At 34.1% G+C, this 12,444-nt stretch carries 11 protein-coding genes and 1 pseudogene; 9 read left to right on the top strand and 3 right to left on the bottom strand.

Annotation, left to right across the window (positions count from 1 at the left end; all coding sequences use genetic code 11):
- Positions 1-2 precede the first annotated feature (2 nt).
- Complete coding sequence (locus tag ATN92_RS09345; RefSeq protein ID WP_082604528.1) at positions 3-1,331, top strand: MFS transporter; 1,329 nt, start codon at positions 3-5, stop codon at positions 1,329-1,331.
- A gap of 62 nt (positions 1,332-1,393) precedes the next feature.
- Here ATN92_RS09345 and ATN92_RS09340 read toward each other — a convergent pair whose 3' ends face one another.
- Positions 1,394-2,272: a LysR family transcriptional regulator gene (locus tag ATN92_RS09340; RefSeq protein ID WP_056952486.1), complete on the bottom strand. Its 879-nt coding sequence runs from the start codon at positions 2,270-2,272 to the stop codon at positions 1,394-1,396.
- 115 nt (positions 2,273-2,387) lie between these two features.
- Between ATN92_RS09340 and ATN92_RS09335 the strand changes: the two genes are divergently transcribed.
- The 8 genes and pseudogenes from ATN92_RS09335 to ATN92_RS09300 all read left to right on the top strand — a co-directional run bounded on the left by ATN92_RS09335 (position 2,388) and on the right by ATN92_RS09300 (position 9,893).
- Positions 2,388-2,864, top strand: coding sequence for a flavodoxin (locus tag ATN92_RS09335; RefSeq protein ID WP_056952484.1), 477 nt, complete (start codon positions 2,388-2,390; stop codon positions 2,862-2,864).
- A gap of 52 nt (positions 2,865-2,916) precedes the next feature.
- Positions 2,917-4,383 (top strand): MFS transporter, encoded by a 1,467-nt coding sequence (locus tag ATN92_RS09330; protein ID WP_056952482.1) that lies wholly within the window; start codon positions 2,917-2,919, stop codon positions 4,381-4,383.
- A 17-nt stretch (positions 4,384-4,400) separates the two neighbouring features.
- Positions 4,401-5,060, top strand: a complete 660-nt coding sequence (locus ATN92_RS09325) for a flavodoxin family protein (protein ID WP_056952480.1) — start codon at positions 4,401-4,403, stop codon at positions 5,058-5,060.
- A gap of 64 nt (positions 5,061-5,124) precedes the next feature.
- Positions 5,125-5,712 (top strand): TetR/AcrR family transcriptional regulator, encoded by a 588-nt coding sequence (locus tag ATN92_RS09320; RefSeq protein ID WP_056952478.1) that lies wholly within the window; start codon positions 5,125-5,127, stop codon positions 5,710-5,712.
- A 21-nt stretch (positions 5,713-5,733) separates the two neighbouring features.
- A complete protein-coding gene (locus ATN92_RS09315) occupies positions 5,734-6,777 on the top strand; it encodes a zinc-dependent alcohol dehydrogenase family protein (protein WP_056952476.1) in 1,044 nt (347 codons plus the stop codon).
- Between the two features lie 250 nt (positions 6,778-7,027).
- Positions 7,028-7,846 (top strand): aldo/keto reductase, encoded by an 819-nt coding sequence (locus ATN92_RS09310; protein ID WP_056952475.1) that lies wholly within the window; start codon positions 7,028-7,030, stop codon positions 7,844-7,846.
- A gap of 384 nt (positions 7,847-8,230) precedes the next feature.
- Positions 8,231-9,082, top strand: coding sequence for a GRP family sugar transporter (locus ATN92_RS09305; RefSeq protein WP_056952473.1), 852 nt, complete (start codon positions 8,231-8,233; stop codon positions 9,080-9,082).
- A 26-nt stretch (positions 9,083-9,108) separates the two neighbouring features.
- Positions 9,109-9,893: pseudogene (locus tag ATN92_RS09300) on the top strand (glucose-1-dehydrogenase).
- A gap of 208 nt (positions 9,894-10,101) precedes the next feature.
- Here the strand turns inward: ATN92_RS09300 and ATN92_RS09295 are convergent.
- Both ATN92_RS09295 and ATN92_RS09290 read right to left on the bottom strand, forming a co-directional pair.
- A complete protein-coding gene (locus ATN92_RS09295; RefSeq protein WP_056952469.1) occupies positions 10,102-10,689 on the bottom strand; it encodes a site-specific integrase in 588 nt (195 codons plus the stop codon).
- Positions 10,690-11,513: 824 nt separating this feature from the next.
- A complete protein-coding gene (locus ATN92_RS09290; RefSeq protein ID WP_056952467.1) occupies positions 11,514-12,392 on the bottom strand; it encodes a LysR family transcriptional regulator in 879 nt (292 codons plus the stop codon).
- Positions 12,393-12,444: the final 52 nt, after the last annotated feature.

Raw genomic sequence — 12,444 nt, 5'->3', positions numbered from 1 at the left:
TCTTGAATAAACAAAAATTTGGAATTGCTTTACCAATCATTCTGTTAACATACTTTATGATTCTCTTGGACAATTCAATTATCTTTACAAGTACAGCTAAAATTGCAACTGATCTGTCACTTAATACTCAAGTATTATCATGGATTACGAATGCATATGCTTTAACATTTGGTGGTTTATTACTTTTCTCTGGTAAAGCAGGAGATGTCTTTGGTAGAAAGCAAGTCTTTTTAGTTGGGCTAGTTATTTTTAGTATTAGTTCATTATTTGTTGGATTATCAACTAATGCCGCAATGATTATTTCAATGCGTGCTATTCAAGGCATTGGCTCATCAATTTTGGCCCCTAGTACCTTAGCTTTATTAATGGATAACTATACCGATAATATGCGTACCAAAGCAATTGCTTATTATGGTGCAACTGGTGGTTTGGGTGCCAGCTTTGGATTGGTTATTGGTGGTATTATTACTAGTTACTTCTCATGGCGCTGGGGTTTCTTCCTCAATTTCCCAATTGGTATTGCAATGTTTCTTCTATCATTAAAGTATTTGGAATCTGAAAAAACTTACAGTGAAAAAATCGATATATGGGGTACGGTCTGGTCAGTATTTGGTATCTCGGCATTAGTCTATAGTATTGATGGAACGATTTATCGTTTTGGGGCTTTAGTAATCGCCGTAATCAGTTTGGTATTGTTTGTTTGGCAAGAAACACGTGCTAAAGAACCTATCATGCCATTGACTCTATTTAAAGACCCAGAGAGAAGTTTTGCTTATCTAGCTAGATTCGCTTATGTAGGGTTTGCACTATCATATTTTTTCTTAACTCCTTTAGCTATGCAACGTGTTTATGGATTCAGTCCTTTACAAGCAGCCCTAGGATTTTTGCCTGAAACGATTCCACAATTCTTGATGGCAACTGTTTTGACACGTTTGTCACTGAAGGTTAGTAATTCTAAACTTTTGATGAGTGGAATGGTCATTACTCTTATCGGAACGACTGCTTCAGCTATCATTGGTGTTCAATCAGGTTATATCTCGGCAATCGCTTTGCCAATGGTTGTTATCGGAATTGGTCAAGGGTTAGTTCTTAGTCCCTTGACAGTTTCAGGTGTAGCTAATACAACTCCTGAAATGAGCGGTTCAGCTTCCGGTGTTGTTAATACAGCACATCAAATCGGTGGTTCAGTTGGATTATCAATCATAGTCACCTTGACAAGTCAGTACGTCCAGCCAATTGTTTCATACAATCATGCTATCATTTGGATTTCAGTTTTAGTATTGATTGCGATGATCTTTTCAATTGGTGTTTTGAAAGTACATCATGAATAAAAAAAGAATGAGTCAAAAAAATTTTTATTACCATTAAGTAAGTCGTCGATATTGATATCTTTTTAGTCTAAATATTTGCTCCAAGCATCACTCATAGTTTGTAAAACAGCAATGATGTTCTTTTTTTGAGTTTTTAAATAAGCTGCATAAAAATCTACATTGCTTGCTTCGTCGCTAATAGGAACATTGACCTGATCATTATCTTCAAAGTTTCTGTCTCGATTAAGTTTAGAAATATTAGTGGTGAAATAAGGAAAGTCAGAATATTTTGTGATCTCGCGAAAAGCCTCTTGCTGATCCTGATATAAAAATTTTGCATCCGGAATACGATCTTCAGTGATTTTCTTCCAAATACCAATATCAGAAATAACAATGAAACTTAGTCCCTTCAAATCATCGAAAGAAACCGATTTTTTATTAGCTAATAGAGTAAATTGATTTAAATTCACGGATAGTTTTTCAGCTCCTATGTAACGTGATTCAATTTTGTCAGTCATAATTTCTTGATTAGTTAGGATAAGGGAATAATTATGATTCAATAATTCTTCAGTAACTGATTCAGGTTCTAATAGTTTATCAACCAAAGCAATATTCTGGTTAGGTAGTTTTGAATCCAAATGATGCAACAGCATTAAAGGACCCGGAGCAACAGCACCAATTCGGATGTTCTTATGGTTATAGTCGTACTTTTGTATGGTATCAATAAAGCTGTTGTTTTGATCAATGACCTTTTGAGCTTCCTTGGCTGCCAATTCACCGGTTTTGGTTAGTGAAATACGATTAGGTTGACGGTCAAAGATTTCGACATCTAATTCTTCTTCTAACTTTTGCATTCCTCGTGTAACGGTCGGTTGAGTAACCATCAAATGTTCTGCAGTTGCGGCCAAAGTTCCGTATTCTTTAAACGTTACGAGTTCTTCCAATAAGTAATTATCAATCATTAATAACACCTCTTAGTATACGCCACTTGCATACTAGCATATACATCTAGTAATTTTCAAATGATTTGCTAAGACATAGAATAAATACGTAAATTAATTACAGAGGTACAAAATTATGAAAACAATGATTCTATATTATTCTTGGTCAGGCACAACGGCTCAGGCAGCTAACTTGATGCAAAAAGTTACTGATGGCGATCTAGTGGAATTAAAGGTGGCTAATGGTACTTTTTCTGACAATATAAATGAGACATCGGATCTTGCAAAGAAACAGAGAGAGTTAGATGATTTGCCAACATTAATGAATAAAATACCTGATTTAAAGGGTTATGATCTAATACTGATTGGTGGTCCCGTATGGAGTGGATTAGTTTCTACACCAGTTCGATCATTATTAGAACAAATATCTGAATTCAAGGGTACAGTTATTCCGTTTTATACAAGTGTTGGTAGTGATCAGAACTATGAAGATGATTTTAAAAAATTCGGAGGAAAATTAAAAATAGAAAAGGGATTAAGAATGACTTCTTACAGTTCGGAAAAAGAAGAAGCTTCTAAATTAAAAAATTGGTTTAACAGTTATAAAGAATAAAGTTTATTTCGGTTAAAAGATGACCATTGGTCATTTTTGAAAAGGAGATATTTTGAGTAGAAATAGGAAAATACTAGTTACTCTTGCCTTACTTATGTCAAATGCCATGGTAGGACTTGACGGCACAATTGTTAATACAGTATTACCAGCAATTATTAGTGACCTCCATGGATTACAATTCATGGGATGGATTATTGCTATTTTTTTATTAGGAATGGCGGTATCTACACCACTTTGGAGTAAGTTTGGTGAAAGAAAAGGAAATAAAGTTGCTTATGTAACTGGAACGGCCTTATTTGGTATTGGGGCCCTGTTACAAGCAATTTCTCCAAATATTATTTTATTTATCATTGCACGTGGATTGATGGGGATTGGTGCAGGTGGAATGAATACTATTCCGTTCATTATCTATGCCCAAATGTTTAAAAATATAAAACGTTGTGGACAGGTTATTGGTATAGCAACGGCAAGCTTTAGTACAGCATCTATTGTGGGTCCATTAGTTGGTGGTTGGCTAGTTGAAGTATTAAGTTGGCATTGGGTATTTTTAATTAATATTCCAATAGCTATTATTTCAATTTTATTGGTTCTAATATTTTTCAATATTCCTGAGAAATTAAATAAGAAAGATATTGATTACTTAGGAGCAGTATTAATGGTTTTAGGATTAGTGATTATTCTTACTGGTATCCAATTCATTGGTTCAATGAGTTCTTGGTTAATAGGAGTTTTATTAATAGTTGGTATTGGCTTATTAATAGCTTTAACATTTGTTGAAAAGAAAGTTAGTGATCCAATTCTTCCTGATCGATTGTTTAAGAATAAGGAACTGATGGTAGATTTTTCTTTATTTGCTTTATTATGGGGATCATTTGTAGCTTTCAATATTTATATTCCTATGTGGGCTCAGGGAATTCTTGGATTAAGTGCGTTAATTGGGGGAATGACACAAATACCTGGTTCAATAACTAATTTTATCGGTTCAGAAATAGGTCCAATTTATCAGAATAAATTAGGTAAAAATGGAATTGTTGGATTGGGAACAGCCGCATTTTTAATCAGCTTTATAGGTATGTCGATTGCTAATGTGAATACTAGTATTGTTTTCTTATTGGTAATGGGAGCTCTTGAAGGTTTGGGATTAGGATTGTCGTTTAACGTCCTACAGATTGCAGTTCAAGAGGATGCAGAAACACAAGACGTTCCAGTAGCAACATCGTTTGCATATTTAGTTAGAATATTGGCCCAAACATTTATGTCCTCAATATATGGTGTAATTCTTAATCACTATTTATTTAAAGGTATTAAACAAAGTGATGGAAAAATTACGATGCATATGATGAATAAATTAACTAATTCTCAAACTGCTGGTCAATTACCTAAAATACTATTACCTTCAATGAGAAAAATTTTGTATAACGGGATTCATTATATTATGTTAACGACAATTATATTATTACTAGTAGCGGTAATTGTGTTAGCTAAATCATCGTTTAAATCAAAACAAGGGGATAGATAAAAGAAAGGAGAAAATATATGCGATCAAGCTTAGGTCCAATAGTAGGTAAAATTAATAATAAGAATATTTACGCTAATCAGTTATTAAGAAAAAACAATGCGATTTGGGAAGGTGGACGTTATACACCCTCAGACGGTAGTGACACTCAGAGTGGAGGAACAGTTAAAAAATTGACTCAAGATGCTAAAAGTATCGTAATTTATTGGTCACGTTCAGGATCAACTGAGTTATTGGCAAGCAAGATAGCGTCTATTACTAATAGTGATATTTTGCAAATAACCTTAAAGGAACCTTATCCAGCTGATTATTTAAAAACCAGATCTCGAGCTAATTTTGAACGAGAGAATAACATTCCTCCAGAACTGAATATGGAATTACCCAAGCTTGATCAATATCATACTGTATTTTTAGGATATCAGACCTGGGCTATGACATTGAGCCAACCGATGAAGGCGTTTCTGTTGAAATATGGTTCAAAACTATCAGGTAAAGTAATTGCTCCCTTTGAAACTCAGGGTGGTTTTGGAAGAGGAGACAGTATTGATATTATGGAAAGAATTGTTAAACAAAAGGGTAGCTCTAATAATCTGTTTGAACCATTACTGATGGTAAATGGTAATATGGTGGATCAAGCGGATGAGAAAATTGAGCAATGGATTAATACTTTTGAAAAGTAAGATATGTCAGAACTTTGTAGTTTTGTTAGTATTGAAATAAATCTAATAGAATTGAAGAATAAATATGGGAAAAAGAGAAGACAATGCGATTGCAATTAAGAATAGGTTATTGGAAACAACGGATAATTTGATTCAGAAATATGGTTATCAAAATGTTTCCGTGGCGGATATAACCAAGGCTTCTGGAATTGCAAAAGGTACTTTCTATAATTATTACAAGAAGAAGAACGACATTATTAATGATCTTGGAAAAAAACACTTTTCAGAGATTAATCAAAAAATCGATACTTTGGCACATGATCATTCGGCTGTAGAAAGTATTGGATATTATTTGAAACAATATGTAAATATTATTACTAGAGTGGGTGTTATTAGAGTTAAGACGTGGATTCAATTTATTATTATTCCTAATGATGATAAGACAAAACTGGATTATGATTTATTATCATTAGTTAAGTTGATTCAAGGCCTAGTAAATAATAATAAATTGTCTCCAAATACCCCAGTTAAACATTTAGCCGACTTTATTTTGACATATGTCAATGGAGTGATTTTTAGTTGGACTGTAAATGAACAAAAAGATCCAGATAAAATAATTCATGATTTTTGTGAATTAGAATTGGTTTCTTTATTAAAACCATATCAAAAATAATAAAAATGGAGAATATTAAATATGAAAGCAGCAACCTTTGTAGAACCAGGAAAAGTAGAAGTAAGAGAATACGATAAGCCAGAAATTCAAGAACCAACCGATGCAATTATTAAAATTGTTCGTGCTTGTGTCTGTGGATCTGATCTTTGGTGGTATCGTGGTATTTCAAAGCGTGAATCAGGCTCGACCGTGGGGCATGAGGCTATCGGTATTATCGAATCCGTCGGTTCAGAAGTAAAAGATGTTAAAGTTGGGGATTTTGTTATTGCTCCATTTACACACGGCTGTGGTCACTGTGCTGCTTGTCTAGCAGGTTTTGATGGTGATTGTTTGAATCAAGAAGCTGGTGGCAATGAAGGTTATCAAGGTGAATACTTGAGATTTGTTAATGCTAACTGGGCTTTAGTTAAGATTCCTGGTCAACCTGAAGATTACTCTGATGATATGCTTAACAACTTTTTGGCCTTAGCTGATGTTATGGCTACTGGTTTCCACGCCGCAACTAGTGCTGAAGTTAAAAAAGGTGATACCGTCGTGGTTATGGGTGATGGTGCCGTTGGTTTGAGTGGTGTTCTTTCAGCTCATTTGCTTGGTACTAAGAGAATTATCGCTATGAGTCGTCATGAAGATAGACAAGAACTAGCTAAAGAATTTGGTGCGACGGACATCATTCCTGAACGTGGTGATGAGGCAGTTGAAAAAGTTATGGAATTAACTGGTACAGGGGCCGATGCTGTCCTTGAATGCGTCGGAACAGAACAATCAGTTGATACGGCTGTTAAAGTAGGTCGTCCCGGCGCGGTTGTTGGTCGTGTAGGTGTACCTCAAAAGTCTGAAATGAATACAAATGAATTATTCTTTAGAAATATTGGTTTACGTGGTGGAATTGCCTCAGTAACAACTGATGATAAGAATGTTTTATTAGATGCTGTTTTGAGTGGCAAGATTAACCCCGGAAAAGTCTTTACTAAAAGATTTACACTTGATGAAATTCAAGACGCATATGAAGCAATGGATAAACGTACAGCTATCAAGTCCCTTATTATTGTTGACAAGAGTATATAAAATAAATTAAAGGCTCTTAGCAGCCTCATTAGTCATTAGAATCAGTTGAGCTCTTTTTATTTCAATAAGTAGTAGTAAACGTTGAATGAATATTAGCATATCTATCTAATGATCTTCAAAAAAACTATCAAGATCATAGAATAAGACTCATAAAGTTAGTAACAACGAGGTGGAACAAATAAAAATTTATAGTCACAAAATATTAAGGGGAAAGTCAACGGAATATATCACATTAAATAATGGTGTAAAAATGCCAATGCAAGGTCTTGGTGTTTTTAGAATAGATGATCCAAACGAATGTGAGAAAACTGTCTATCAAGCATTAAAGGCCGGTTACAGATACATAGATACAGCAACAGCTTATCAGAATGAGGGTGCAGTCGGACGTGGAATCAAGCGTTCTGGTATACCTCGTGAAGAATTATTCATTGCCACAAAGCTGTGGGTTACTGATGCTAATTATAATGATACTAAGAATGCTTTTGAGAAATCATTAAAATTATTAGGCCTAGACTATTTGGATTTATATATAATTCATCAACCATATAATGATTACTATGGTGCCTGGAGAGCTATGGAAGAATTATATCAGGCAGGAAAAATCAGGGCACTAGGAGTAGATAACTTCCGTCAAGATCGTATGGCTGATTTTGTTCATTTTAATAAGATCAAACCTCAAGTTAATTATTTAGAAACACATCCGTTCTACCAACGTACAGAAGAACTAGAATATTTGAATTCAGAAAATATTGTCCAAGTCGCTTGGTCACCATTTGCGGCTGGAAAGTTCAATGTATTCAAGGACGATACTTTGAACAAAATCGCTGAGTCTCATGGCAAAAGTGTTGGGCAAATTATTTTACGGTGGTTGTTTCAAAGGGGAATTGCTTCAATTCCTAAAACAACACATATCGCTAGAATGAAAGAAAATATGAATATCTTTGATTTTAATTTATCAAGTGAAGAGATGAATAAAATTCTTAAACTCGATAAAAATAATTCAGTTGCCGGCAATCGTGAAACTGCAAAAGAAGTTAACAACTTCTTTGATGCCTTCAAAAACATATAATAAGATCATATCTCAATTTTTATATAATTAATGTAGTTGGATTGGCAAAGGGTATATTAATAATTAAAATAGGCTATCTAAAACAGTTTAGATAGTCTATTTTTATACACAATCAAATAATCACAAACAACTTGACTCGAGACATAATTAAGCACAATCGATAAATTTCAATCATTAGTCGAATGTAATCCTTTAGTATTATCTGATGCTTGAGATTGTGGAAGCATCAACAAAGCGAGTAACTAAACTTAACATCATTTTATATTCTCCATACATCAAACGTATACTACCATGTTTATCTAGTAATTTTTTTATTAGTACGATGGACATATACTATATTCATCGCTTGAGAGAGATATAAAAAAATTTTGGAAGTGGAACAGTATGAATATCGTATTAATGTTATTACCTGCTATTGCTTGGGGAATATTACCGTTAGCAGTTGCTCGAGTAAATGGAAAACCAATCAACCAGATCTTTGGTACTGCCATTGGAACTTTGATTGTCAGTATCGTTGTATTTTTAATCATGAGACCAAGTATTTCAATTACTAGTTTTATCTTGGCCGCCTTAGCTGGTGGATTTTGGATTATCGGTCAACTTGGTCAATATAATGCTTATCGTTCAATCGGTGTTTCACAAACGATGCCAATTTCAACAGGATTGCAGTTGATTGGAACAGCCTTTATCGGTGTTTTAATTTTTGGTGAGTGGGCTTCAACTAACGCCAAAATCTTTGGTATTATCGGAATTTTATTATTGATTGTTGGAGTTTCACTTACAGCCAAGAAGGACAATAAAGCACCCAGTAATAATCAGACAAGAACTGTGATCATGTTGGTCTTAACAACAATTGGTTTCTTAGTTTATAACTCAATTCCAAGAGCAATGACTTCATCAGGTTTAGCAATCTTTTTACCGGAATCGGTCGGCATGGTAATTGCAGTTCTACTTTATATTATTTTTACTCGTCAACCTCAAGTCCTAAAAGAAAAAGCTAGTTGGCAAAGTTTGCTAGCGGGATTCATTTTCTCGATTGCATCTATTACATATATTTTATCGGTTCGTGATAATGGTGTTAATTCAGCTTTCGTCATTTCACAATTGTCAGTTGTTCTATCGACCGTTGGTGGAATGGTATTTCTACATGAATCAAAAACTAGACATGAATTACTACTAACAATTATTGGTTTGATCCTAATTGTTAGTGGAGCAATCGTAACAACTATTTTTTAAAACAAATTTATTGGAGGAATTTTATTATGTATGAAGATCTAAATAACAAAGTAGCAGTAATCACAGGTGGTTCAAAAGGAATTGGAACTGCTATTTCAGAACGTTTTGGCAAGGAACGCAGTCGGTCGTTATCAACTACAACAGCGATGAAAATGGTGCTCAAGAAGCAGCAGACAAAGTAATTAAAAATGGTGGTAAGGCTGTGATTGTTCAAGCCAATGTTGCCACTGAAGAGGGTAATGCTTCATTATTAAAGGCTGCTCTCGATAACTTTGGTGGCTTAGATGTTTGGGTCAACAATGCTGGTATGGAAATTAAATCAGCTACTCATGAATTATCCTTAGATGATTGGAATAAGATGATTGCTGTTGATCAGACAGGTGTTTTCTTAGGTTCTAAAACGGCTCTAGCATATTTCAAGAAGAATAATAAAAAGGGTAATATCATTAACATGTCTTCTGTCCACGAACAAATTCCATGGCCAACGTTTGCAGGTTACGCTGCTGCTAAGGGTGGAGTAAAGATGTTCACTAAGACGATTGCCATGGAATATGCAAAAGACGGTATTCGAGTTAATGCCATCGGACCTGGTGCTATTAATACTCCAATCAATGCAAAGAAGTTCGCCGATAAAGAACAATATGATCAAACTGTATCAATGGTTCCGATGGATCGAATCGGTAAGCCAGAGGAAGTTGCAGCCGGTGCTGCTTGGTTGGCTTCAGATGAATCAAGCTATGTAACTGGTGTAACACTATTTATTGATGGTGGTATGACACTTTATCCTGCTTTCATGGATGGACAAGGTTAATTTAAAATCGGCCGTTTAGAGTTATCAGTAAATATAAATTAAACAATTCAATTTTAAACAACTTATTTTAATTAATGTTATGTAACCTTAAATGATGCAGATATTATAACTATAATAAAATAGGATTCGGTATTGGAAATTTCACAATACTGAATCCTATTTTATTTGAAAAGCTTATAGAGAATATTATTATTTGATTGAGCTTCCGTTATCCAAAATCAATCTGATCAAGCATTGCTTCACGGGATTCCTGATCAAGTCCTAAATATGCTAAAGTCATCTGCTGACTACTATGGTTCAACAATCTCATCACTAAACCAATGTTGTAATTGGATTGAACGTACACACGATAGGCACCAGTCTTTCTCATTGTATGTGTACCCAAATAATTAATATTCAACAAGTCACCAGTTTTAGCCATTACCTTATAAAATTGTTTTTCGGTTATATGTCGTTCTGGTCTTTGCATTGACGGAAACAGCCATTCAGAATTCACTTTATTCTCTAACAGCCATTTTTGATAAATCAATAGATCACGAGTAATAGGTTTTAAATATAACGTATTGGGCTTGCCAGTTTTTTTATCATGGATAAAGGCTGTTTTCTTTAACTCATCATATTTGTCAAAGACATCGTTGTACTTCAAAGCTAAAACATCAGAGACTCGGAGTAGGGTAGCCTTGCCAGTTTGAAAGATCGTATAATTTCTGCGACCATATTTAAAATTTCGTAATAACGTATCTTGTACTTCACTTAAAATGTTACTGTCTTTGATTGGTAAAACTAATTGCTTCATTATTTCTCCATTCAGAACAATTGATAGTGATTTTAGAAGCCAATTACTTAAAATGCCGGTTTAATAGGCTTCTTGGTTATAGGGACTATTATTTAGTATATTGAATAAATAACCCCTAAGTATTAATTGTAATTTTTTTAGCTTGCTACGTCAATGTTTTGTAGGGGCTATTTCTTACAAATAGCCCCTGTTTTTGACGAGAAAAAGTAATTTTAACGAATCTTAATTCTACGGTCCAGTTCATTCTTTTAATGACCAACTATATATTCTCGTTTCGTAGAATGCGTCTGTCAGCATCACTGATTTTGAACAGTAAAAAAGACCCATTAGGGTCTTACTTCATAAAAATTGAACATATGCATAGTCAAAATATAGATTTTAATATTGCACTTATAAAAAAAGACCATCCTAAAAAATATTAAAGGATGGTCTCCAAAGCTACATTTATTTAAATTGTCTCTTTTTTCTAATATGGAAAAGAAGAAACATATGAACAAAAAGCTTTTCATGCTTCAAGCATATTATTTATGTAACGCAAATCCCACTTAGGGTTAGGCAACTGCTTCATTAAGTAAGGATACCTATTTTAAATTAAACTGTCACATTATTTCTTTTAGTCTTTAAAGTTAAACAAAGCTTGCTTGTTTATCTTAAACTTTAACGGACTTGTAATCTTAACAGATCACAAAAATGATATTCTTTTCTTCCCAAATCTAGGGGAGAAACATATGGACAAAAGAGGTCTTATGCCCTTAGCACATTGTTATAGTAGCACCACTGCATAGCAGATTAAACAATTAGGAATGGACGGTTCGAATATATCATCACTCATTAAGTGAAGCACGTAATCTCTTTACAAATAATTGATCAACTTTCGATAGGACAGTATTCTTTTTCCAAACCACAGTAATAGGTTCGGTTATCTTGGGTTCTAACGGCCGAAAAGTTAATACTTTACTATCGTTGTCACTTAGAAGATGATCAAACGTCAACATATATGAATGACTACTTTCCACTAATAGTTCGGCGTTAAACGCTAGGGTGAAGGTACCCATAATATTCATCTTAGGACCAAGGTTTCCCCACCAATTGTCAAAACGATTATTTGTCTTTGCCTGTGAAGAAATCAGAATAGGCAATCCCAATAAATCTTTTGAAGTCACAGATTTTTTAGCAGCTAACGGGGCATCTTGACGCATAATCACACCCCATTGATCTATCTCGGGAATCTGTAAATAATTAAAGTCACTTAAGTCACGTTCACCCATGAATACAGCAAAGTCCAGAGTACCGCTGTTTAATTTACTCTCCATCTCATTAGCGTCACCACTGATTAAATGCACCTTAACATCAGGGTAATCTCGATTAATATTCCCCATAACGTCAATAATTCTTTTCATTCCAACACTTTCACCGGCACCAATCGTCAAGTCCCCACCAATCACTTGATCAGTTAAAATATTGGCGGTAGTTTTATCTGCCAAATCAACAATCTCACTAGCCTTTGAACGAAGATATTCGCCTTCGGACGTTAAGGTTATTTGTCTATGTCCACGAATAAACAATTGGGCACCTAATTCATTTTCCAAATCAGATAACTGTTTAGAAAGTGCCGGTTGGGAGATAAGCAATTTTTCGGATGCTTTAGTAATATTTTTTTCTTGAACAACAGCTAAGAAATATCGTAAAACTCGTAGTTCCATTTGTTTTTCCTTCTATAACTTTTATTTATGTTTATTCATATTTTAGAAGTAT

The sequence above is a fragment of the Companilactobacillus bobalius genome (assembly GCF_009764355.1).
Note: the sequence above shows the minus strand (reverse complement) of the source record. Positions and strands in the feature narration are given on the sequence as shown.